The sequence below is a fragment of the Streptomyces sp. NPDC093568 genome (assembly GCF_044764945.1).
In the GTDB taxonomy this organism is placed as follows: Bacteria; Actinomycetota; Actinomycetes; order Streptomycetales; family Streptomycetaceae; genus Streptomyces.
In genome coordinates this window covers 42,582-64,005 of sequence record NZ_JBIWJD010000001.1, presented here as the reverse complement: position 1 = coordinate 64,005, position 21,424 = coordinate 42,582, and the positions used below count along the sequence as shown (strand labels likewise).

Sequence of the window (21,424 nt, the reverse complement as noted above, 5' to 3'; positions counted from 1 at the left end):
CGCCGGGCTATCCGGCACAGTCAGCCCGATCGCCCCGCCCCGCACAGTCAGCCCGATCGCCCCGCCCCGCACAGTCAGCCCGATCGACCCGTCCCGCGCTGTCGGCCTTGTCGCCCCGTCCTCCCTGCCCTCCCTGCCGCCGACCCAGCTGGCCTCGACCGGCACGCCCGCGGGACACCGCGTCCACCGCGTCGGCCAGTCGGTCGAGCACCGCGGTGGCCTGCTCGTCGCTGATGGTCAGCGGTGGAAGGAGCCGTACGACGCTGGAGTGGCGGCCGCCGAGCTCGATGATGAGGCCACGTCGCAGGCACGCACGCTGGATGGCGGCGGCGAGGTCGGGAGCAGCGGGACGAGGGTCGGGGCCCCGCTCCCCTGTCCCAGCCCTTCCAGCCTCCTCCGCCACGGCGGCACCCCCGGTCGGCACACCGCCCTCACCATGGACAGGACCCGCACCCAAAAGCCCTCCAGCCCCGCCACCGCGCCACCCAAGACCATCCGCAGCACCCGGAATCGCCGGACCGCCAGCTCCCCCCGCCCAGGCAGGGCCGGTAAGCATCTCAGTGCCGCCCTCACCCGCCTGCGCCCCCGAAAGATCCTGCGCGCGCTCCGGTTCGGCCTCCGGCTCCACGACCTCGACGCCGATCATCAGCCCCCTCCCCCGCACATCCCCGATGCACGCGAACTCCCCCGCGAGTCCCTGGAGCCGGCTCAGCATTCGCTCGCCCAGTTCGGCCGCGCGCTCGGCGAGGCGGTTCTCGCGGACGTAGGTGAGCGTCGCCATGCCGGCGGCCATGGCGAGCTGGTTGCCGCGGAAGGTGCCGGCGTGGGCGCCGGGCTGCCAGGCGTCGAGGTCGTCGCGGTAGACGATGACGGCCAGGGGCAGACTGCCCCCGATGGCCTTGGAGAAGACCATGACGTCGGGTGTGACGCCGCTGTGCTCCACGGCCCAGAAGGAGCCGGTGCGTCCGACTCCCGTCTGGACCTCGTCGGCGATCAAGGGGATGGAGCGGTCCGCGGTGATCTGCCGCATGCGCCGCATCCAGGTGTCCGGGGCGGGGATCACACCGCCCTCTCCCTGAACGGGTTCGAGGATCATCCCGGCGGGCTGTCGTACGCCCGACTTGGGGTCGTCCAGGACGGACTCGGTCCAGCGTGCGGCAAGTTCGGCGCCCTGTTCGCCGCCGACGCCGAAGGGGCAGCGGTAGTCCTGCGGGTAGGGAAGGCGCGCCACCCGTACGTCGAAGGCGCCCCCGGAGGCTTCGAGTGCGCCGGCGGTCATGCCGTGGTAGGCGCCGCTGAAGGCGAGGATGCCGGTGCGCCCGGTCGCGGCACGGACGAGCTTGAAGGCGGCCTCGACCGCGTCGGTGCCGGCGGGTCCGCAGAACTGCACGCGCGCGTTGTCGGCGAGGCCGGGCGGCAGCGTGCGGAACAGCTCGGTGATGAAGGCGTCCTTGACCGGGGTCGCCAGGTCGAGGACGTGGAGGGGCGCGCCCGAGTCGAGGACCTTGCGGATGGCCTCCAGGACCACGGGGTGGTTGTGCCCGAGCGCCAAGGTTCCCGCGCCGGACAGGCAGTCCAGGTAGCGGCTGCCGTCCGCCCCTTCGATGGTGAGTCCGCGGGCACGTACCGGCACGATCGGCAGGGCACGCGCGTAGGTGCGTGCCGCCGACTCGCGTGCCGACTGCCGGCGCAGGATCCCCACGTGCACGGCACCCGCTCCTGCCGACTCGGACGTACCCCCGCGCACAGACTCGGTCACGGCCATGGCTCCCTGTCCTCCCGCTGTCCAGGGGCGAGCAGGTCTCTCGCATCCTCGCCCGACCCGACATACGAAGCCCCGCGAGCGTCCACTCGAAACTCCGGGGAACTGGGCACGAGGGACCGCGCGTGGGCTGCGGCTCCCCCACGGCTACCAACAGCGGACCGTTCACCGGGTTACGGGTTGCTTCAAGATCGTTGCCGAGACAGAACCATCGCGGTTCACGCTCGTCACTCCAGCCGCGTAAGCGTGCGCACGTACGTCAAATACGTGCTGCTCCGGACAAGTTGCCTGTTCAGACAGCCCGTAGCGAAACCGTTGCCGTTCCGTCGGCGGGGCCCCACAGCGAGCGCATAGTGTGTGATGCCGTCCCAACGCGCCGTGGCCGCACGCCGGAATCTCCGAGTGATCGGCGGAAGTTCACGGCGCGGCGCCAAGTACTGCCACTTCAGGGGGAGTCAGATCATGCGATCGATACGGCCGTCGTTCACCGCCCGCCGAGGGAGGAGCGCGCGCCGCAGAACCTCCCCGCTGCCTCTGGTCGCGCTCGCCGCGGCGCTGGCCCTCACCGTCACCGCCTGTGACTCGGGCGACGCCGAGGCGGGTGGCGAGGCCACCGCGTCCGCGGCAGCGGGCGCCGAAGGCAAGATCACGATCCCGGACGACATCAAGGACGGGCTCAAGGAACACGGGATCGACATCGACAAGTGGAAGGACGGCGCCTGGAAGAACTGGGACCGGGACGACTGGCTGCGCGAGGCCAAGGACTACATCAACCCGATCATTGAGGGCCTGTGGGACCCGGACCGCATGCGCGACGCCGAGGACCCGGACCGGGGCGTCGACGACAGCGACCTCTCCGGTGACCAGGGCGTGACCGACCCGACGCCGGCTCCGGTGGAGGCGCAGGCCGTGCCGCCCAAGTACCACGCCAACGCGCCCGAGGCGGGCAAGGTGTTCTTCGACTCCCCCGAAGGCACGATGGTCTGCTCGGCGACGGTCGTGAAGGACCCGGCCAACCCCGGAAAGTCCAACATGGTGTGGACGGCGGGCCACTGCGTGCACGCCGGCAAGAACGGCGGCTGGTACCGGAACATCGCGTTCGTGCCGTCGTACAACGACTCGGCCATGGACGCCGCCCAGCAGGAGAACGCCACCAAGGAGCAGGCCGCTCCGTACGGCGTCTGGTGGGCGGACTGGGTGCAGACCTCGGACCAGTGGATCGAGCAGGGCGGGCCGACCGGCGGGGACGGCGCGCCGTACGACTTCGCCGTGCTGCATGTGAAGCCGGAGGCCGGCGGTAGCGGCAAGTCCCTGGAGGAGATCGTCGGTTCGGCCCTTCCGGTGGAGTTCAACGCACCGGCCGTCCCCGACGTGGACAGCATGCGGGCGATCGGTTACCCGGCGGCGGCGCCGTTCGATGGCCAGAAGCTGTACCAGTGCCAGGACAAGCCGGGCCGGCTGTCGCTCAACGCGTCGGACCCGACGATGTACCGCATCGGCTGCACCATGACCGGTGGTTCGTCCGGTGGCGGCTGGGTCGCGACGGGCTCGGACGGCAAGCCCGCGCTCGTGTCCAACACCTCGATCGGTCCGGTGGATGCGGGCTGGCTGGCCGGTCCGCGGCTGGGCAAGGAGGCCAAGGCGGTCTTCGACGGGATGGGCGAGAAGTTCGCCACCCAGTGACGATCGCTCGCCCAGTGACGATCGCCGTGGCCAGGGGGTGACGACGGTCGGACGGTGGGCGGCGATGGGGCGGTGGGGGAAACCTTCACCGCCTCACCGCCGTTCGCTCTCAACTCCACGGGCATAGTGGGGTGTCGCGTTCGGGGTCCGCACCAGAGCCTGTACACGCACACGGCCCCTCCGCGACGAGCACCTGCCTTCAGCGCCACGAGGCGCGACAGGGCGCCGCAGCAGCACCACGCTTCAACGGGGGTTATCGCACCATGCGTTCCACACTCATGCCCGCGGTTCCGGGCCGCAGGCGACGCTCCTTCCTCGCCGCCGCCGGGCTCGTCGCCGGGCTGGCGCTGACCGCGACCGCCTGTAGCGGCTCGACCGGGGACGCGGTCAGCGACGGGGCCGACTCCGCCTCGCATGCCGCCGACGCCAGTGACGGCAAGATCGAGATCCCGGCCGAGATCGCGGACAAGCTCAGGGAACACGGGATCGACATCGACCGGTGGAAGGACGGCGCCTGGAAGGAGTGGGACAAGGACAAGTGGCTCAGCGAGGCCAAGGACTTCGTCAACCCGGTCATCGAGGGCCTCTGGAAGCCTGACCGGATGCAGTCCGCGAAGGAGGCCAACAAGACGGTCACCACGCAGGACGCCGCCGCCGACCAGGGCGTGAGCGACCCGGAGCCGGCGCCGGTCCAGGCCACGGCGGAGAAGACGCCGTATCACGAGAACGCCGCCCCCGTCGGCAAGGTCTTCTTCGACACCCCCGACGGCCCGGCCGTCTGCTCCGGCACAGTCGTCAAAGACGTCAACCACCCGGGCAAGTCCAACCTCGTCTGGACGGCCGGCCACTGTGTGCACGCCGGGCAGAGCGGCGGCTGGTACCGCAACATCGTGTTCGTCCCGGCCTACAACGACCTCGGCAAGTCCGAGGCGCAGCTGGGCGGCGCCACATCCGCGGAGATCGCTCCCTACGGCAACTGGTGGGCCGACTGGGCCTCCACCTCCAACGAGTGGATCCAGGATGGCTCGGACACCGGGGGCGCGGGTGCCGCGCACGACTACGCGGTGCTGCATGTGAAGCCGGAGTCCGACGCGAAGTCCCTGGAGGAGACCACGGGCGCCCTGGATGTCGACTTCTCCGCGCCGTCCGCGACGGAGGTCGCCACGATGGGCGCCTGGGGCTACCCGGCGGCACCGCCGTTCAACGGCCTGCAGATGTTCAAGTGCTTCGACCGACCGGGCCGCCTCTCGCTCAGCCCGTCCCTGCCGACGATGTACCGCATCGGCTGCACGATGACGGGCGGTTCCTCGGGCGGCGGATGGTTCCGGGTGGTGAACGGCACCACCACGCTGGTGTCCAACACGTCGATCGGCCCGGAGGACAACACCTGGCTCGCGGGGCCGCAACTGGGCACGGGCGCCGAGTCGCTCTACCAGAACATGAGCAGGACCTACGGCGGCCGGTGACGGGCCCGCACTGAAGCACGAAGAAGGCCCGCTCCCCTGCGACAGGGGGGCGGGCCTTCAAGGGTTCTACGGCCGCTCGGGCGAGCAGTCCGCGTCGGCTCAGGCGGTCGTCGGAACGTACGGCGCGAGATCCGCCGCCAGTTCCTCGTGCACCCGCGCCTTGAGCAGCGTGCCCTCCGGGGTGTGCTCCTCGGAGATCACCTCGCCCTCGGTGTGGGCGCGGGCGACCAGCTTGCCGTGCGTGTACGGCACGAGCGCCTCGATCTCGACCGACGGCCGCGGCAGCTCGTTGTCGATGAGCGCGAGCAGCTCGGCGATGCCCTTGCCGGTGCGGGCCGAGACCGCGATGGACCGCGTCTCGATCCGCATCAGCCGCTGAAGCGTCAGTGGGTCGGCCGCGTCCGCCTTGTTGATCACGACGATCTCGGGCACGTCGGTGGCACCGACATCCCTGATCACCTCGCGCACGGCCGCGAGCTGCTCCTCCGGGTTCGGGTGCGAGCCGTCCACCACGTGCAGGATCAGGTCGGAGTCGCCGACCTCCTCCATGGTGGAGCGGAACGCCTCGACCAGGTGGTGCGGCAGGTGCCGTACGAAACCGACCGTGTCGGCCAGCGTGTACTGACGCCCGCCCGGGGTCTCGGCCCGGCGCACGGTCGGGTCCAGGGTCGCGAACAGGGCGTTCTCGACGAGCACGCCCGCGCCCGTGAGCCGGTTCAGCAGCGAGGACTTGCCGGCGTTGGTGTAGCCCGCGATGGCGACCGACGGCACCTTGTTGCGCCGGCGCACCTGGCGCTGGATGTCGCGGCCGGTCTTCATCTCCGCGATCTCCCGGCGCATCTTCGCCATCTTCTCGCGGATCCGTCGCCGGTCCGTCTCGATCTTGGTCTCACCGGGACCACGCGTGGCGAGGCCGCCGCCCTTGCCACCGCCCATCTGCCGGGACAGCGACTGACCCCAGCCGCGCAGCCTCGGCAGCATGTACTGCATCTGCGCGAGCGCGACCTGCGCCTTGCCCTCTCGGGACTTGGCGTGCTGGGCGAAGATGTCGAGGATCAGGGCCGTACGGTCGATGACCTTGACCTTGACGACGTCTTCCAGGTGGATGAGCTGGCCGGGGCTGAGCTCACCGTCGCAGATGACGGTGTCCGCGCCCGTGTCGAGCACGATGTCCCGCAGCTCCTCGGCCTTGCCGGAGCCGATGTAGGTGGCCGCGTCAGGCTTGTCGCGGCGCTGGATCACGCCGTCCAGCACGAGCGCGCCGGCGGTCTCCGCGAGGGCGGCGAGCTCGGCCAGGGAGTTCTCCGCGTCCTGCACGGTTCCCGAGGTCCAGACACCGACGAGCACCACGCGCTCCAGACGGAGCTGTCGGTACTCGACCTCGGTGACGTCCTCGAGCTCGGTGGAGAGGCCCGCCACACGGCGCAGGGCCGCGCGGTCGGAGCGGTCGAACTGGTCGCCGTCCCGCTCTCCGTCGATCTCGTGGCTCCAGGCGACGTCCTCTTCCATCAGGGCATCGGCCCGAAGACCTTCGGCATAGGTGTGCGCGAAACGCTGCGTGTCCTGGGAAAAGGATGAAGAGGAGGTCATTGGGTCCTTACGTCTCTGGGGAATCCGCTGGTGCCGACGGTGGCAGCTACGCTCCGGCCCGATTCCGTGACACCCGGAATCAGACCCCGTCACTGATCACAACGCACGAGCGCCCCGGGAGATTCCCGCGGGCCGTGCCACGCCGACCCGAAAATGGTCGCACGGCACGGCCCGTCTCGTCACCGCCTTATTTACCGCCCGCCTTCTTCCCCGCCTTCGTTCCCGCCTTGGTCCCCGCAGGCTTCGCCACCGGCTTGCCAGCCTTCGTGCCGGCCTTCGCGCCCACCTTGGTCCCCGCAGGCTTCGCCACCGGCTTGCCGGCCTTCGTGCCGGCCTTCGTGGCCGCCTCCGCCGGGTCCACGGACCTCCACTCCGGCTGACCCGGCATCGGCGGGGTCTTCTTGCCGTACAGCCAGGGGTGCAGGAAGCCGTCGAGCTCGCGCCCGGCGACCTCCTCCGCCAGCACGACGAAGTCGGCCGTCGAAGCGACGCCGTCCCGGTGACGGGACACCCACAGCCGCTCCAGGCGCTCGAACGCCGGTCGCCCGATCTCCTGCCGCAGCGCGAACAGGACCAGGGCGGCACCGTCGTAGACGTTGGGCCGGAAGATCCCGTTCTTCTTGCCGGGCGAGGGGGCCTTGGGTGCCGCGGGCGGTCCGCCGGCCGCGCGCCAGCGGTCGGACGCGGCGTACGCGGCCTTCATCCGCGTCTCCAGCGGGCGCCCCGCCTTCTCCGCCGCGTACAGGGCCTCGTACCAGGTGGCGTGCCCCTCACTGAGCCACAGGTCGGACCAGGTGCGCGGGCTGACGCTGTCGCCGAACCACTGGTGCGCGAGCTCGTGCACCATGATCGCCTCGACGTACCACTTCGGGAAGGCGGCCTGGGTGAACAGCTCCCGCTCGAACAGCGAGAGCGTCTGGGTCTCCAGCTCGAACCCGGTGGACGCGTGCGCCATGAGCAGGCCGTACGTCTCGAACGGGTACCGCCCGACCTTGTTCTCCATCCAGGCGATATGGCCGGGCGTCTTCTTCAGCCACGGTTCGAGCCGCACCCGGTCCTCGGCAGGGACGACGTCCCGCACGGGCAGTCCGTGCGGCCCGGTGCGGTGCACGACCTTGGAGCGTCCGATGGACACCTGGGCGAGCTCGGTGGCCATGGGGTGCCGGGACCGGTACGTCCAGGTCGTCGAGCGGCCCGCACGGTCCACGTCCGTGGGAAGCCCGTTGGCGACGGCCGTGTAGCCGTTGGGTGCGGTGACCCGGATGGTGAAGAGTGCCTTGTCGGACGGGTGGTCGTTGCATGGGAACACGACGTGCGCGGCGTCGGCCTGGTTGGCCATCGCGAGCCCGTCCGCGGTGCGTACCCAGCCGCCCTCCCGCTTCTCCCCGTAGACGGGATCACTGGTGTGCCGCACGGTGATCCGCATCCAACTGCCGTCGGGCACCTGTTCCGAGGGCGTGACGACGAGGTCCTCACCCGCGCTGCGGAACGAGGCGGCCTCCCCGTCGACCTCGACGGACTCGACCTTGCCGTGGGCGAAGTCCAGGTTGACGTGCTCCAGGTCCGCGGTCGTCCAGGCGTCGATGGTGGTGACGGCCTTCAGGGGCTTGCTGTTATTGCCTGAGTACGTGAAGGCCAGGTCGTACGAGGCCACGTCGTACCCGGGGTTGCCCAGGTGCGGGTAGAGACGGTCACCGATGCCCAGCGGCGTCGCGGGGGCACTGGCGGCGAGGAGACAGACGGAGACGGCGGTGGCCAGCATCGCGGGCACCTTGAGGCGCCGACGGGAACGACGAGTGCGCTGGGCCTCGTTACGGGGGGTGAGCAGCATGAGCCAGGGCTATCAGCGCACAAGCGCAAGACGTCGACGACGCGCGCCGGGCCCACCCGAACGGGTAGTTCCGGCGGGTGCACCGGCAGCGTGGCCGACTCGTCCGCCGTCGGTTCACACTGTGGGCGTCTGCGGCTGCGCCCGGCTCACGTCGTACACCCCGCCGACATTGCGCATCGCCCGCATCAGGCCGGGCAGCAGCGCCGCGTCCGGAAGTTGAACCGTGTAGGTGTGCCGCACCCGCTGCTGGGACGGCGGCTCGACCGTGGCAGACACGATCTCCGCCCCTTCCAGGGCCATGGCTTCGGTGAGGTCCGCGAGGAGATGCGGGCGAACGAACGATTCGGCGACCAGGGTGACGCGGCACTCCGTGGTGTCCCCCCAGCGCACACCGATCTCCGCGCGCCCGGTGCCCTTCATGCGCGCCACCGCGGCGCATTCGAGGCGATGGACGGTCACCACGCCCCCGCGCACGGCGAACCCGGTGACCTCGTCGGGCGGCACAGGCGTACAACACCCGGCGAGCCGTACGGCCGCCCCCGGCCGGTCGACGAGCACGCTGCCGGCACCGAACCGCCCGACCGACCCCTCCCCTGGCGCCCGTACGCCCACGCCCTCACCGGCCGTGACCTGCGCCCCGGGCCCGTCCGATGCGCCCCGGAAAGCCACCCCGGTCTCCTTGACGTCCGAGCCGACCTGCGCGGGATGCGCGGCAAGCCAGCGCTGGATGGCGATCCGGGCGGCCGGCGTATGGGCGTGCTCCAGCCACTCCCTGGAGGGCTCGGCGGCCGGGTCCTGCCCCATCAGCAGCTGAACGGTGTCGCCGTCCCGCAGCACCGTGCTGAGCGTCGCCAGACGCCCGTTGACCCGCGCTCCCATGCAGGCGTGCGCGTCCTCGCCGTACTGCGCGTACGCGGCGTCCACGCAGGTCGCGCCCTCGGGCAGCCCCAGTGTGCCGCCGTCGGGCCGGAACACGGTGATCTCACGGTCCTGTGCGAGGTCCTCACGGAGCGTGGACCAGAAGGTGTCCGGGTCGGGAGCCGCCTCCTGCCAGTCCAGCAGCCGTGACAGCCACCCGGGGCGTGTGGGGTCCGCGCGCTCGCCGTCCGTCGAGGCGACCTGGTCGTCGGCGGAGGTCGCATAGGGGTTGCCGAGTGCGACGACCCCGGCCTCGGCGACCTTGTGCATCTGGTGGGTGCGGATGAGGACTTCGACGACCTGCCCGTCCTGCCGCGCCACGGCGGTGTGCAGCGACTGGTACAGGTTGAACTTGGGGACCGCGATGAAGTCCTTGAACTCGGAGACGACCGGCGTCAAACAGGTGTGCAGTTCGCCCAGGACGCCGTAACAGTCGGCGTCCTCGTTGACCAGCACCAGCAGCCGGCCGAAGTCGGCACCGCGCAGCCGCCCGCGCTTGCGGGACACGCGGTGCACGGACACGAAGTGCCGCGGCCGGATGAGGACTTCGGCCTGGATGTCGGCCTCGCGCAGCACGCCGCGCATCACGTCGGCCATGTCGGAGAGCGGATCGTCCTTGCGGGAGGCGTTCTCGACGATCAGCTCCCGGGTGCGCTCGTACTCCTCGGGGTGCAGGATCGCGAAGACCAGGTCCTCCAGCTCGGTCTTGAGCGCCTGGACCCCGAGCCGCTCGGCGAGCGGGATCAGCACGTCACGGGTCACCTTGGCGATGCGTGCCTGTTTCTCGGGGCGCATCACGCCGAGCGTGCGCATGTTGTGCAGCCGGTCGGCGAGTTTGATCGACATCACCCGGACGTCGTTGCCGGTGGCGACGAGCATCTTGCGGAAGGTCTCGGGCTCGGCGGCGGCGCCGTAGTCGACCTTCTCCAGCTTCGTCACGCCGTCGACCAGGAAGCGGACCTCCGCGTCGAACTCCTCGCCGACCTGATCCAGGGTCACATCGGTGTCCTCGACGGTGTCGTGGAGCAGGGAGGCCGTCAAGGTCGTGGTCTCGGCGCCGAGTTCGGCGAGGATCAGGGTCACCGCCAGGGGGTGCGTGATGTACGGCTCGCCGCTCTTGCGCATCTGGCCGCGGTGCGAGGACTCGGCCAGCACATAGGCGCGGCGCAGCGGTTCGAGGTCGGCGTCGGGATGGTGGGCGCGGTGGGCGTCTACGACATGGCTGATGGCGTCGGGCAGCCGGTCGCGTGAGGCGGAGCCGAGCAACGCCGCCCGGCCGAGTCGGCGCAGGTCGATGCGTGCGCGGGCCTTCCTGCGTGGCACGGCGGGCGGCACAGCGCCTGCTACCGGGCCTGGCGTCGCGGAATTCGTGGCCTCCGCACTCATGGGCACCTCCGGCTGCGTGGACCGGCGGACGGGGTACCCCATGGCGGACACGGCTCAGGGGATGGCGGCTTGTCCCCCGTCCGGGCCGGTGCTTGATGCTACCGAGCCCATCACGTGCGACTGACCGCCTCCGGCCGAGCGTGAAACGGATCACCCATTCGAGCGAGGGTTTGCTGGTTTACGGTTTTGCGCCATGCGACCATCGGCAGTTCGCGTTTTCGAACGTACGCGGCCGCAGGAGCCGTTGGTCTCAAACCCCTGAACGACACAACGCTCCACATCTGAAGCCACGAGCGGCTCAGCGAGCGTACGTTTCCAGCCACTCCGCATCGATCTCGCCCTCGGCCACGATCACGGCGGGGCCGGTCATCTCGATCTCGCCGTCGGGCCGCTCGGTGATCACCAGGGTGCCGCCGGGCACGTCGACGGTGTACGTCGCGGGGACGCCGGTCGCCGCCGGGTCGGCGCCGTCCCGGCGCGCGGCGGCCACGGCGACGGCGCACGCGCCCGTGCCGCAGGACCGGGTCTCGCCGGAGCCGCGCTCGTGCACGCGCAGGGCGACATGCCGGGGTCCGCGGTCGACCACGAACTCGACGTTGACCCCGTCCGGGTAGGCCGAGGCCGGGCTGAACGGCGGCGGCGAGTACAGGTCGCCGGCGTGGGCGAGGTCGGCCACGAAGGCGACCGCGTGCGGGTTGCCCATGTTCACGTTCCGTGCGGGCCAGCTGTGCTCGCCGACACTCACCGTGACATCCCCTTCGGGGAGGCGGGCCTTGCCCATGCCGACGCTGACGTCACGGTCCTTGGCGATGTGCACGGTCTTCACACCACCGCGCGTGGCCACGGTGAGGTCGCCCTCGCCGACATGCCCGGCGCGCTGGAGGTAGCGCGCGAAGACGCGCACGCCGTTGCCGCACATCTCCGCGATGGAGCCGTCGCCGTTGCGGTAGTCCATGAACCACTCGGCCTCGGCCGCCATGCCCTTGGCCTCGGGGTGCGCCGCGGACCGCACGACGTGCAGCAGGCCGTCACCGCCGATGCCCGCACGGCGGTCGCACAGGGCGGCCACCGCGGACGGGGGCAGGTCGATGACGTTCTGCGGGTCCGGGACGATCACGAAGTCGTTCTCGGTGCCGTGACCCTTGAGGAAGGCGATCCGCGTGCTCATTCCTCGATCGTACGGGGTCGGTACGACATCCCCGGCGCGCGTGGCCTCCACGGCCGCCAGGCGCGCGGGCGGGGGAAAGAGCGGGAGGAAAAGGCGGCTGGGAAAGACTCAGCGCAGCCGAGCGACGCGCCACACGGCGAGGACCACCACCGCGGCCACGAGCAGGGCGTACGCCAGTACCACCCGCCAGTCGGTCTTGCGTCCGGAGCCCCGCTGCGGCAGACCCGGCCAGGTGTAGCCCACGCGGCGCGCGGCCGTCATGCCCCAGCCGGCCGCGCAGGAGCAGATGAGGAGCCCCAGCATCGCGATCACGGCTCCGCTGTCGCCGAAGTCGAAGGCCAGCGGGAAGGCGAACATCAGGGAGCCGACGGCCGCCAGACCCACGATGGGCGCGAGCTGCCAGATGCGCAGGCGGCGCTGCGGACGGAGCTCGACCTCGACCTCGGGGCCGCTCGCGTACATCTCCTCGGGCTCGGGCCCGTCGTCGGTGACGCCACCCTCGGTCTCGTCGAGGTCGTCGGGCATCGGACGGTCGCCGTCCGGGTTCCGCTCACCCGTGTCAGTGGTGAGGTTCTCGGTGCTTTGTGCGGTGTCGCGAGGGCCGGCCTCCATCGCCACGCGCCCTCCCAACTCGGACTCCACTTGGTCGATCGAAGCTCGATGATGGCATGGCGTCGGAGGCCGGGAAGACGGCCGGAGCGTCCCGATGCCATCACGTGATCAGGCTGTAACCGGTCGTTCGACCAACGCCAGTGCGAGATGCGGAAGTTCTGTGAGATCTGCCGCAGCCCCACTGAGCCAGTGCACCCGCGGATCGCGCCTGAACCATGAATCCTGGCGGCGCGCGAAGCGTTTGGTGGCTCGGACGGTCTCGGCCCGCGCCTCTTCGAGGGTGCACTCCCCGGCGAGCGCCGCGAGCACCTGCTGGTAGCCGAGCGCGCGCGAGGCCGTACGCCCCTCACGCAACCCCTGCGCCTCCAGCGCGCGCACCTCGTCCACGAGCCCGGCGTCCCACATCCGGTCCACCCGGCGCGCGATGCGCTCGTCCAGTTCGGGGCGGGCCACGTCGACGCCGATCTGGACGGTGTCGTAGACCGAGTCGTGACCGGGGAGGTTGGCGGTGAAGGGCTGGCCGGTGATCTCGATCACCTCGAGGGCCCGGACGATGCGGCGGCCGTTGCTCGGCAGGATCGCCTTCCCGGCCTCGGGGTCGGCGGCGGCCAGGCGGGCGTGCAGTGCCCCGGAGCCGCGCAGCGCCAGCTCCTCCTCCAGCCGGGCCCTGACCTCGGGGTCGGTGCCGGGGAACTCCAGGTTGTCGACGGCTCCGCGGACGTACAGCCCCGAGCCGCCGACCAGGATCGGCCAGCGTCCCTCGGCGAGCAGCGCGTCGATCCGCTCGCGCGCGAGGCGCTGGTACTCGGCGACCGATGCCGTGACCGTGACGTCCCAGATGTCCAGGAGGTGGTGCGGGACGCCCGCGCGCTCCTCGGGCGTCAGCTTGGCGGTGCCGATGTCCATCCCTCGGTAGAGCTGCATGGAGTCGGCGTTGACGACCTCGCCGCCGAGCCGTTGGGCCAGGAAGACGCCCAGATCGGACTTTCCGGCCGCGGTGGGTCCGACAACGGCGATGACTCGGGGGGCGGGAGGTGCGCTGCTCACCGCCCCAGTCTCGCAAACCTCACGGGGTGGACTCGAACGAGTTACGTGACGGCACATCCTCGGGGTCGTTGCCAGTTGCGAGGTTTTCGCCGCCGGTTTCGTGGAGGCGGCGACCCGGGGGCGCAAACGGACGCACCGGACGGCGCGGGATTTCGCCCGCACGAGTAACGTATGGAGTGGATATGGGCGTTTTCGCACGAATTTTCCGGAGGTCGAAGGCTGCCGAGGAGGCGTCAACCGCCGAGGCCCAGGCCGACACACCAACGGCCGAGCCCGCGACGGAGGAGTCGACTGAGGCGAAGGGGGCGGCGGAGGCCAAGGCCGACGAGGACGCGGCTCAGCCCGCCGCCGGGGAATCCGTCGAGGCCGACGGTGACGACGGCGTCGAGATCCCCAAGCAGCAGTCCGCCGACGACGCGGCCGACAGCGAGGCCGGTGAGGGCGCCCGCACGTAACTGCCCAGCGCGGGAAGGTGAACGATGGGTCTGAAGGACAATTTGAAAGCCAAACTCGCCCCGGCCAAGGACAAGGTCTCCGACTTCGCGCAGCGACACGAGGGCCAGGTCCATCACGGCCTCGAAAGGGCTGCCCAGGCCGTCGACAAGAGGACCAAGGGCAAGTACAGCGACAAGATCCACTCGGGTACGGGCAAGGCCAAGGGCGCCATGGACCGACTCGCGCACAAGGGTGACGACACGGCGACCGGCGGCAGTACCCCGCCCTCGGACACACCGCCGCCGACCACCTGAAACGGCACATCGACGGACGGCCGCGGAGCTTACGGGCTCGCGGCCGTCCGCCGTTCGGCCACGGCTCCGGCGGCCCTACGACCAGGTCGCGACCACGTACCCCACGCCGTACGGCGCGTCCTCGTACAGCAGCGCACCCGACAGGTCCGCCTCCTCGGCGGCGCCCGCGAGGACCTGCCAGGGCGCCCTTCCGGAGGCCAGCAGCTCGTACGCGAGCTCGGTGTCCAGCGACTTGAGGGCGGCCACGTCCGCCTCGCCCAGCGCACGCGCGACCGACGCGTCGAACGGTGCCGCCCGGTCGTCGAGGTAGCCGGGCGCCTTGAGCGTGCGGCAGGCGCTGGCGTCGCCCATCACCAGCAGCGCCACCCGCTCGGCCCGGGCCGCGACATCCCTTCCGATCTCAATACACCGCTCGGGCGTCAGAGGTTCCCCCACCGCGAGTCCCTCGATGGGGGCGTCCGCCCAGCCGGTGCGCTCCAGCAGCCACGCGGCGACGGCGAGCGAGGCCGGAAGCGGACGTTCCGACAGCTCGGGCGCCTCGGGCCGCCCCAGCCGTACGTCGATGTCCACGCCGAAGCCCCGGAAGGAGCCCGGCGCCCCCTCGGCGTACCCGCCGTGTTCGCTCTCCTTGGCCGGGCCGACCACCACCAGCCGGTCCGGCCGGGCCGCCGCGAGCAGGCCGAGCGCGTCCGTGCAGGCGGCACGTGCGGCGTCCAGCTCGGGTGCGGCGCCCGCGGCGACGGGGCGCACGAGGAGTGGGGGGCAGGGGCAGACGGCGGCGGCGACAAGCATGATCGGCAGGGTAACGCCGTACGGCGGCCGGGGCTCAGTCCTCGATCAGCACGTCGGTGAGGTCGATCAGCGTGAGGACCAGCACGACGAGCTTGCCGTCACTGATCACGTACTCCACGAAGAGGTTGCGCGAGAGCGCGATCTCCCGTGTCGCCTCGTCACCGCGGACCGGGTGGGAGAGCTTGTGCCGCGGGTCGGTCACCAGTATGGCCAGGCCGCGCTCCAGCACCTCGCGCCGGTCGGCGGGCAGGCTGTCGCGCACCTGCGCGGCCTCTTCGGTGAACGTGACTCGATGCGGCAACATCCGACGCTCCTCTCCGCCGGTATTTTGGCAGGCCGTCAGTCGCAGCCGCAGCCGCTTCCGGTAGCCACGGGCAGCGGCTCCGGGGCCCCGATCCTCGGCAGTCCCAGCATCACGCCGGCCGGCTTCGCCTGCTCGGCGGTGTTCCGCTTCTCCCAGGCGTCGCCCGCGCGCGTGCGGCGCACGTCGAGGACGGCGCCCTCGGCGAGGAGGTGGTGCGGGGCGGCGTAGGTGATCTCGACGGTGACCACGTCGCCGGGGCGGACCTCCTGGTCGGGCTTGGTGAAGTGGACCAGGCGGTTGTCGGGGGCGCGGCCGGACAGGCGGTGCGTGGCGCCGTCCTTGCGGCCCTCACCCTCGGCGACCATCAGCTCCAGGGTGCGGCCGATCTGCGCCTTGTTCTCCTCCCAGGAGATCTCCTCCTGGAGGGCGACGAGACGCTCGTAGCGCTCCTGGACGACCTTCTTGGGGATCTGGTCGTCCATGGTCGCGGCCGGGGTGCCGGGGCGCTTGGAGTACTGGAAGGTGAAGGCCTGGGCGAAGCGCGCCTCGCGGACGACGTGCAGGGTCTGCTCGAAGTCCTCCTCGGTCTCGCCGGGGAAGCCCACGATGATGTCGGTCGTGATGGCCGCGTGCGGGATCGCGGCGCGGACCTTCTCGATGATCCCCAGGTAGCGCTCCTGGCGGTAGGAGCGGCGCATGGCCTTCAGGACCGTGTCCGAGCCGGACTGCAGCGGCATGTGGAGCTGCGGCATGACGTTCGGCGTCTCGGCCATCGCCGCGATCACGTCGTCGGTGAAGTCGCGCGGGTGCGGCGAGGTGAAGCGGACGCGCTCCAGGCCGTCGATCTTGCCGCACGCGCGCAGCAGCTTGCTGAACGCCTCGCGGTCGCCGATGTCCGAGCCGTAGGCGTTGACGTTCTGCCCGAGCAGCGTGATCTCGGAGACTCCCTCGGCGACCAGGGCCTCGATCTCGGCGAGGATGTCGCCGGTCCGGCGGTCCTTCTCCTTGCCGCGCAGGGCCGGGACGATGCAGAAGGTGCAGGTGTTGTTGCAGCCGACGGAGATCGACACCCAGGCGGCGTACGCGCTCTCGCGGCGGGTGGGGAGGGTGGAGGGGAAGGCTTCGAGGGACTCGGCGATCTCGACCTGGGCCTCTTCCTGGACCCGTGCGCGCTCCAGCAGAACCGGCAGCTTGCCGATGTTGTGCGTGCCGAAGACGACGTCCACCCAGGGCGCCCGCTTCACGATGGTGTCGCGGTCCTTCTGCGCGAGGCAGCCGCCGACCGCGATCTGCATGCCGGGCCGGCTCGCCTTCTTCGGGGCGAGGTGGCCGAGGTTGCCGTACAGCTTGTTGTCGGCGTTCTCGCGGACCGCACAGGTGTTGAAGACGACGACGTCCGCGTCGCCGTCGGAACCCTCGGGGGCGCGTACGTAACCGGCGTCCTCCAGCAGCCCGGACAATCGCTCGGAATCGTGGACGTTCATCTGGCACCCGTAGGTGCGAACCTCGTAGGTGAGATTTCTCTGAGCTTCCACTGCCGGGCTCCGGTCACTGCTGCTGGTCATGCGTTCAAGGGTATGTGGTCGCGGGAGGCGCTCGTCCCGGTGCTCCCGAGACGCCTGGGACATGGCGACCGGAGTGTGCGCGGGCGGTGGTCAGACGCCGAACACCGCGTGGACGGCGGCGCGGACGCGGTCGGTCACCGCCTCCCCGGCAGCTCTACCGCCCGACCCCGACGCCCCCCTCCTGCATACGCCGGGCGACCTCGCCCAGGCCGTCGGCGACGGTCGCGAGCTGTTGTGGCGTGAGGACGTCGATGAGGAGCTCGCGGACGAGCGCGACATGGCCCGGCGCCGCCCGCTCGAGCATGGCGCGGCCGGCGTCGGTGAGGACGGCGTACACCGCGCGCACGTCACTCGGGCACGGGCGCCGGGTGACCAGTCCCGCCTTCTCCAGCTGGGTGATCTGGTACGTCAGGCCGCTCTTGGAGTTGAGGAGCGCGTCGGCGAGGCCGCTCATGCGCATCTCGCGGTCCTTGGCTGCGTTCAGACGCACGAGGATCTCGTACTGGAGATGCGTGATCCCCACGTCGTCCTTGAGCTGCTGGTCGAGACGGCGGTTGACGAGCGCGCCGGCCGCCACGAAGGCGTACCAGGCGCGCAGCTCTTCCTCGTTCAACCACGGGGGTTCTGCCATGCGTCCACGGTAGCGCGGATGTTCAAATTCGAACGTCAGAGTCGGTGTGACCGGTGCAACACGAATCAGAGCCGAAGAGAGTGCTCAAAATTTGAAGCTTCACGCTATCGTCGAGGTGTCGAGGTTCAAATTTGAACCGGCTGGTTCGTCCAGCCCTCGAAGGAGTACTCATGGACGCCGCACCCTCCGCAGGTCCCGCCCCCTCCGCCGACGCCTCGGTGCGCACCCGCGTGACCATCCCGCTCCGCTTCGCCGACGGCTACGAGGCCACCGCCGAGGCGGTCACGTTCCACGGCCTGGCCGACGGCAAGGAGCATGTGGCGCTGGTCCTCGGCGATCCCACGGCGGGGCCCGCGCCGCTGGTGCGGCTGCACTCCGAGTGCCTGACCGGGGACGTCTTCGGCTCGGCGCGCTGCGACTGCGGCCCGCAGCTGCGCGAGGCCGTGGAGCGCATCGCCGCCACCGGCGGCGTCCTGCTCTACCTGCGTCAGGAGGGCCGCGGCATCGGCCTGTACAACAAGCTGGACGCCTACGCCCTCCAGGACACCGGCCTCGACACCTACGAGGCCAACACCGCCCTGGGGCTGCCCGAGGACGGCCGCGACTACACCGCCGCCGCCCAGATGCTCACCGCCCTCGGCCTCGGCGAGCTGGACCTGCTGACCAACAACCCGGACAAGGCCGGGCAGTTGCGCGACCTGGGCATCGCCGTACGCTTCGTGCGGCGTACCGGCGTCTTCGCCACCGACAGCAACGTCCGCTATCTGCACGCCAAGGCCCAGCACACGCACCACACCATCACGCTGCCCGAACCGGCCGCCCTCGCCGCGCTGGCCGGCTGACCTCGGCCCGCCCTCACGCCCCGCGGAGTACGCCCATGCCCTCGTCCCTCGCCCGCGTCGCCACCGACGCCGCCCCGCGCTACGCCAAGCAGCTCGCCTCGCACTTCGGCCGGAAGATCCCCGCCGAGGAGACGTCCGACGGCGGCCACCGCCTGACCTTCCAGAAGACCGACGTCCTCCTCGCACCCCAGGACGACCACCTGCTGATCCGGGTCACCGCGCCCGACGCCGCCGCGCTCACCGCCGTCCAGGAGGTCGTGGGCAGCCATCTGGAACGCTTCGGCCGGCGCAACGAGCTGAGCGTGCGCTGGAACGAGCCCGCTCAGGGCTGACAGATCACCACGACAGGCACAAGAGGCCCGAACGGGCACTGCAGGCACTGCAGGCACGACAGGCACGAAGGCACGACAGGCACGACAGGCACGACAGGCACGACAGGCACAGGCAAGGCAGACAGGCACAGGCAAGGCACGACAGGCACCTCAGGCGCCCGTCGGCGACCGCGAGAAAGGCATCCTCATGAAGGCCGTCACCATCGCCGTCTTCGGCGCCGAGCCGCGCCTCACCGACCTGCCCGTGCCTGAACCGGGCCCGGGCGAGATGCTGGTCCGGCTGCACGCCGCCGCGCTGAACCCCTTCGACTGGAAGGTCGCCGACGGCGCCCTCAAGGGCGTGGTCGAGCACGGCTTCCCGCTCGTCATGGGCTCCGACGGCGCCGGTGTGGTCGAGCGCATCGGCGCCGATGTGATCCACTTCCGGCCCGGTGACACGGTCTACGGCCAGTTCATGAACCTCGCGGCGGGACGCGGCTCCTACGCCGAGTACGTGGTGGCCGCCGAGAACGGCACCGTCGCCCGCATGCCCGACGACCTGCCGTTCCCCCTCGCGGCAGCGCTGCCCACCGCCGGCGTCACCGCCTACCAGGCCATCGAGGCCGCCCGGCTCGACACCGGTCAGGTGATCCTCGTCAACGGCGCGTCCGGCGGCGTGGGCCAGTCTGCGATCCAGTTCGCCGCGCTGCAGGGCGCCAGGGTGCTGGCCACCGCCACCGGCGACATCGCCGAGCGTCTTCGCGATCTCGGCGCCGACGAGACCATCGACTTCACCGCCGCGCCGACCGCCGAGCAGGTCCTCGCCGCCCATCCCGACGGCATCGACGCCGTCCTGGACCTGGTGACGCCGGCGGGCGGGGACTTCGACGGCCTGGCCGGTCTGCTCAAGCCCGGCGGCCGGCTCGTGAGCACCAACCACGCCGCTGCCCCCGATGCCCTGGCCGCCCGTGAGATACACGGCGTCAACGTCGTCAACGACCCCAGTCGCAAGGAGCTGGAGTCCCTCGCCGCCCTCGCCGACGCCGGCAAGCTCCGCGTCACGATCAACGCCGAGGTCTCCCTCGCCGACGCGCCGGCCGCCGTGGCCCGCGCCCGTGCCGGGGGCTCGCGCGGGAAGACCGTCATCCTGCTCTGACGCGGCCGCTCAGGCCCCTTCGGCCCCCCACCCCTGGCGGCGCAGCACGGCCGACACGTCCGGTGCCTGGTAGTGGGCGCCCTTAAGGACCTTGCCGTCGGCGCGGCGGGCGACCTGGCCGTCGGGGCCCAGCTTGGTCATGTTGGAGCGGTGGATCTCGGCCAGTACGGCGTCGAGGTCGATGCCGTGCACCAGGGCCGTGCCGTACGCGACGTAGACGACGTCCGCCAGCTCGTGCGCGAGCCTGTCGAGCGGGCCGGTGACGGAGACCTCGGCGACCTCCGCCGCCTCTTCGGCGAGCAGCTCTCCGCGGTGGGCGGCGAGTGCCGGCGAGACCTCCGTCGGCGTACTGCGGCTGTCGAGCCCGAAGGCACGGTGGAATTCACGGACCAGGTCGGCGGGAGAGGCACTCATGCGGCGACTGTAACGGCCGGGTCCGACAGTCCCGCCCGCCCTGCCCCGATCATGGACGCCCCGGCTCCGACGGCCACCCGCTCCCCCGGCGCTGTGACCTCGGCCCTGGTCAGGACCGCGCATCGGCTGGCAGGATCGCCGCCATGTCCAAGGCACTCACCCGCATCAGCAGGCGCCGGGCCGTGCAGGGCACGGCCGCCGGGGTCGTGGCTCTCGGCCTGCTGCTGTGGTGGCTGCTGCCCCTGGGCGAGGAGCCGCCGAGCGGAACGATCACCTTCAGCACCGGCACGCGCGCGGGGGTCTACCAGGAGTACGGCGAGCTTTTGCGCAAGGAGCTGGCCAAGGACATGCCGCAGCTGAAGGTACGGCTGCTGACCAGTGCCGGCTCGCAGGAGAACGTCGAGCGCGTGGCGACCGGTAAGGCCGACTTCACGATCGCCGCCGCCGACGCGGTGGACTCGTACAAGTCCGGCGGCGAGCCCGTCACCGACCGGCTGCGCGGGGTCGCCCGCCTGTACGACGACTACGTGCAGCTCGTCGTCCCGCCGGACTCGGACATCCGCTCCGTCGCGGACCTGAAGGGCAAGCGGGTGGCCATAGGGCTGCCGAACTCCGGCGTACGGCTGATCGCCACGCGCGTACTGCAGGCCGCCGGCATCGACCCGGAGAAGGACATCACGCCGCGGGCGGACGGTATCGACACCGGGCCCAAGCGGCTGGGGCACGAACTGGACGCGTTCTTCTGGTCGGGCGGCGTGCCGACGGACGGGCTGGAGAAGATCGCGGGCGCCTCCGCGTTCCGGTTCGTGCCGATCGACGCCACGCTCGTCGCCAAGGTGCACGCGCAGGGCGACACGGCCCACTTCTACCGCGCGACCAACATGCCGGAGTCGGCGTATCCCACCGTCCAGAACGGCGACACGGTGCCGACGATCGCCGTCTCCAACCTGCTGATCACCCGCGAGGACATGGACCCCCGCCTCACCGAGTGGCTCACCCGCACGGTGATCAAGAGCCGCGACGGCATCGGCGCCCACGTCCACTCCGCCCAGCTCGTCGACCTCCGCACGGCGATCTACACCGACCCGCTGACGCTGCACGACGGTGCCCGGCGCTACTACCGCTCGGTCAAGCCCTGAGCAGGACGGCGTCCCGCGCTACGACCGCTCCGTCAAGCCCCGAGCAGGACGGCGACCC

General features: G+C 71.0%; 20 protein-coding genes. 8 read left to right on the top strand and 12 right to left on the bottom strand.

Features of this window, described 5'->3' with window-relative positions; all coding sequences use genetic code 11:
• Positions 1 to 7 precede the first annotated feature (7 nt).
• Positions 8 to 1,765, bottom strand: coding sequence for a diaminobutyrate--2-oxoglutarate transaminase family protein (locus ACIRD7_RS00280; RefSeq protein WP_403447732.1), 1,758 nt, complete (start codon positions 1,763 to 1,765; stop codon positions 8 to 10).
• Positions 1,766 to 2,224: 459 nt separating this feature from the next.
• On the opposite strand from ACIRD7_RS00280, the gene ACIRD7_RS00275 reads away from it, so the two are divergent.
• Complete coding sequence (locus ACIRD7_RS00275; RefSeq protein ID WP_403447731.1) at positions 2,225 to 3,445, top strand: trypsin-like serine peptidase; 1,221 nt, start codon at positions 2,225 to 2,227, stop codon at positions 3,443 to 3,445.
• A 263-nt stretch (positions 3,446 to 3,708) separates the two neighbouring features.
• Positions 3,709 to 4,911 carry a trypsin-like serine peptidase gene (locus ACIRD7_RS00270; protein WP_403447729.1) on the top strand — a complete coding sequence of 401 codons (1,203 nt, stop codon included), beginning with the start codon at positions 3,709 to 3,711 and terminating at the stop codon, positions 4,909 to 4,911.
• Between the two features lie 99 nt (positions 4,912 to 5,010).
• Here the strand turns inward: ACIRD7_RS00270 and hflX are convergent, their stop codons facing one another.
• From hflX to miaA, 6 genes are all read right to left on the bottom strand, one after another.
• Positions 5,011 to 6,501 (bottom strand): GTPase HflX, encoded by a 1,491-nt coding sequence (gene hflX / locus ACIRD7_RS00265; protein WP_403447727.1) that lies wholly within the window; start codon positions 6,499 to 6,501, stop codon positions 5,011 to 5,013.
• Between the two features lie 187 nt (positions 6,502 to 6,688).
• Complete coding sequence (locus ACIRD7_RS00260) at positions 6,689 to 8,332, bottom strand: M1 family aminopeptidase (RefSeq protein ID WP_403447725.1); 1,644 nt, start codon at positions 8,330 to 8,332, stop codon at positions 6,689 to 6,691.
• Positions 8,333 to 8,446: 114 nt separating this feature from the next.
• A complete protein-coding gene (locus ACIRD7_RS00255; protein ID WP_403447723.1) occupies positions 8,447 to 10,636 on the bottom strand; it encodes a RelA/SpoT family protein in 2,190 nt (729 codons plus the stop codon).
• 298 nt (positions 10,637 to 10,934) lie between these two features.
• Positions 10,935 to 11,804: a diaminopimelate epimerase gene (gene dapF / locus ACIRD7_RS00250; RefSeq protein ID WP_403447721.1), complete on the bottom strand. Its 870-nt coding sequence runs from the start codon at positions 11,802 to 11,804 to the stop codon at positions 10,935 to 10,937.
• Positions 11,805 to 11,912: 108 nt separating this feature from the next.
• Positions 11,913 to 12,416 (bottom strand): hypothetical protein, encoded by a 504-nt coding sequence (locus ACIRD7_RS00245; RefSeq protein WP_403451580.1) that lies wholly within the window; start codon positions 12,414 to 12,416, stop codon positions 11,913 to 11,915.
• Positions 12,417 to 12,524: 108 nt separating this feature from the next.
• The gene (miaA, locus tag ACIRD7_RS00240; RefSeq protein ID WP_403447719.1) at positions 12,525 to 13,463 is read right to left on the bottom strand and encodes a tRNA (adenosine(37)-N6)-dimethylallyltransferase MiaA; all 939 of its coding nucleotides are present in this window, start codon (positions 13,461 to 13,463) and stop codon (positions 12,525 to 12,527) included.
• 182 nt (positions 13,464 to 13,645) lie between these two features.
• Between miaA and ACIRD7_RS00235 the strand changes: the two genes are divergently transcribed.
• Together ACIRD7_RS00235 and ACIRD7_RS00230 are read left to right on the top strand one after the other, a co-directional pair.
• Positions 13,646 to 13,918 (top strand): hypothetical protein, encoded by a 273-nt coding sequence (locus tag ACIRD7_RS00235; protein WP_403447717.1) that lies wholly within the window; start codon positions 13,646 to 13,648, stop codon positions 13,916 to 13,918.
• A 24-nt stretch (positions 13,919 to 13,942) separates the two neighbouring features.
• The gene (locus ACIRD7_RS00230) at positions 13,943 to 14,212 is read left to right on the top strand and encodes an antitoxin (protein WP_403447716.1); all 270 of its coding nucleotides are present in this window, start codon (positions 13,943 to 13,945) and stop codon (positions 14,210 to 14,212) included.
• Positions 14,213 to 14,287: 75 nt separating this feature from the next.
• Here ACIRD7_RS00230 and ACIRD7_RS00225 read toward each other — a convergent pair whose 3' ends face one another.
• The 4 genes from ACIRD7_RS00225 to ACIRD7_RS00210 form a co-directional block, all read right to left on the bottom strand.
• Positions 14,288 to 15,004 carry a class III extradiol dioxygenase subunit B-like domain-containing protein gene (locus tag ACIRD7_RS00225; RefSeq protein WP_403447714.1) on the bottom strand — a complete coding sequence of 239 codons (717 nt, stop codon included), beginning with the start codon at positions 15,002 to 15,004 and terminating at the stop codon, positions 14,288 to 14,290.
• 34 nt (positions 15,005 to 15,038) lie between these two features.
• Positions 15,039 to 15,308 carry a hypothetical protein gene (locus ACIRD7_RS00220; protein ID WP_403447712.1) on the bottom strand — a complete coding sequence of 90 codons (270 nt, stop codon included), beginning with the start codon at positions 15,306 to 15,308 and terminating at the stop codon, positions 15,039 to 15,041.
• Positions 15,309 to 15,343: 35 nt separating this feature from the next.
• Positions 15,344 to 16,873, bottom strand: a complete 1,530-nt coding sequence (miaB, locus tag ACIRD7_RS00215) for a tRNA (N6-isopentenyl adenosine(37)-C2)-methylthiotransferase MiaB (protein WP_403447710.1) — start codon at positions 16,871 to 16,873, stop codon at positions 15,344 to 15,346.
• Positions 16,874 to 17,027: 154 nt separating this feature from the next.
• A complete protein-coding gene (locus ACIRD7_RS00210; protein ID WP_403447708.1) occupies positions 17,028 to 17,504 on the bottom strand; it encodes a MarR family winged helix-turn-helix transcriptional regulator in 477 nt (158 codons plus the stop codon).
• A gap of 170 nt (positions 17,505 to 17,674) precedes the next feature.
• Here ACIRD7_RS00210 and ribA point away from each other — a divergent pair, with 170 nt between their 5' ends.
• From ribA to ACIRD7_RS00195, 3 genes are all read left to right on the top strand, one after another.
• Positions 17,675 to 18,346: a GTP cyclohydrolase II gene (gene ribA, locus ACIRD7_RS00205; RefSeq protein WP_403447706.1), complete on the top strand. Its 672-nt coding sequence runs from the start codon at positions 17,675 to 17,677 to the stop codon at positions 18,344 to 18,346.
• Between the two features lie 35 nt (positions 18,347 to 18,381).
• Positions 18,382 to 18,678, top strand: coding sequence for a DUF2218 domain-containing protein (locus ACIRD7_RS00200; RefSeq protein ID WP_403447705.1), 297 nt, complete (start codon positions 18,382 to 18,384; stop codon positions 18,676 to 18,678).
• 187 nt (positions 18,679 to 18,865) lie between these two features.
• Positions 18,866 to 19,813, top strand: coding sequence for an NADP-dependent oxidoreductase (locus tag ACIRD7_RS00195; protein ID WP_403447703.1), 948 nt, complete (start codon positions 18,866 to 18,868; stop codon positions 19,811 to 19,813).
• Between the two features lie 9 nt (positions 19,814 to 19,822).
• Here the strand turns inward: ACIRD7_RS00195 and ACIRD7_RS00190 are convergent, their stop codons facing one another.
• A complete protein-coding gene (locus tag ACIRD7_RS00190) occupies positions 19,823 to 20,227 on the bottom strand; it encodes a MazG nucleotide pyrophosphohydrolase domain-containing protein (RefSeq protein ID WP_403447701.1) in 405 nt (134 codons plus the stop codon).
• A gap of 143 nt (positions 20,228 to 20,370) precedes the next feature.
• On the opposite strand from ACIRD7_RS00190, the gene ACIRD7_RS00185 reads away from it, so the two are divergent.
• Positions 20,371 to 21,366, top strand: coding sequence for a TAXI family TRAP transporter solute-binding subunit (locus ACIRD7_RS00185; protein ID WP_403447699.1), 996 nt, complete (start codon positions 20,371 to 20,373; stop codon positions 21,364 to 21,366).
• Positions 21,367 to 21,424: the final 58 nt, after the last annotated feature.

Excerpts from the sequence above, each read along its gene's own strand:
- ACIRD7_RS00200 (WP_403447705.1), top strand. The coding sequence starts at position 18,382 with ATGCCCTCGTCCCTCGCCCGCGTCGCCACCGACGCCGCCCCGCGCTAC.
- hflX (WP_403447727.1), bottom strand. The coding sequence starts at position 6,501 with ATGACCTCCTCTTCATCCTTTTCCCAGGACACGCAGCGTTTCGCGCAC.
- ACIRD7_RS00210 (WP_403447708.1), bottom strand. The coding sequence starts at position 17,504 with ATGGCAGAACCCCCGTGGTTGAACGAGGAAGAGCTGCGCGCCTGGTAC.
- ACIRD7_RS00270 (WP_403447729.1), top strand. The coding sequence starts at position 3,709 with ATGCGTTCCACACTCATGCCCGCGGTTCCGGGCCGCAGGCGACGCTCC.
- ribA (WP_403447706.1), top strand. The coding sequence starts at position 17,675 with ATGGACGCCGCACCCTCCGCAGGTCCCGCCCCCTCCGCCGACGCCTCG.
- ACIRD7_RS00190 (WP_403447701.1), bottom strand. The coding sequence starts at position 20,227 with ATGAGTGCCTCTCCCGCCGACCTGGTCCGTGAATTCCACCGTGCCTTC.
- ACIRD7_RS00245 (WP_403451580.1), bottom strand. The coding sequence starts at position 12,416 with ATGGAGGCCGGCCCTCGCGACACCGCACAAAGCACCGAGAACCTCACC.
- ACIRD7_RS00195 (WP_403447703.1), top strand. The coding sequence starts at position 18,866 with ATGAAGGCCGTCACCATCGCCGTCTTCGGCGCCGAGCCGCGCCTCACC.
- ACIRD7_RS00220 (WP_403447712.1), bottom strand. The coding sequence starts at position 15,308 with ATGTTGCCGCATCGAGTCACGTTCACCGAAGAGGCCGCGCAGGTGCGC.
- ACIRD7_RS00280 (WP_403447732.1), bottom strand. The coding sequence starts at position 1,765 with ATGGCCGTGACCGAGTCTGTGCGCGGGGGTACGTCCGAGTCGGCAGGA.
- ACIRD7_RS00255 (WP_403447723.1), bottom strand. The coding sequence starts at position 10,636 with ATGAGTGCGGAGGCCACGAATTCCGCGACGCCAGGCCCGGTAGCAGGC.
- ACIRD7_RS00235 (WP_403447717.1), top strand. The coding sequence starts at position 13,646 with ATGGGCGTTTTCGCACGAATTTTCCGGAGGTCGAAGGCTGCCGAGGAG.
- ACIRD7_RS00185 (WP_403447699.1), top strand. The coding sequence starts at position 20,371 with ATGTCCAAGGCACTCACCCGCATCAGCAGGCGCCGGGCCGTGCAGGGC.
- ACIRD7_RS00275 (WP_403447731.1), top strand. The coding sequence starts at position 2,225 with ATGCGATCGATACGGCCGTCGTTCACCGCCCGCCGAGGGAGGAGCGCG.
- ACIRD7_RS00230 (WP_403447716.1), top strand. The coding sequence starts at position 13,943 with ATGGGTCTGAAGGACAATTTGAAAGCCAAACTCGCCCCGGCCAAGGAC.
- miaB (WP_403447710.1), bottom strand. The coding sequence starts at position 16,873 with ATGACCAGCAGCAGTGACCGGAGCCCGGCAGTGGAAGCTCAGAGAAAT.
- ACIRD7_RS00225 (WP_403447714.1), bottom strand. The coding sequence starts at position 15,004 with ATGCTTGTCGCCGCCGCCGTCTGCCCCTGCCCCCCACTCCTCGTGCGC.
- dapF (WP_403447721.1), bottom strand. The coding sequence starts at position 11,804 with ATGAGCACGCGGATCGCCTTCCTCAAGGGTCACGGCACCGAGAACGAC.
- ACIRD7_RS00260 (WP_403447725.1), bottom strand. The coding sequence starts at position 8,332 with ATGCTGCTCACCCCCCGTAACGAGGCCCAGCGCACTCGTCGTTCCCGT.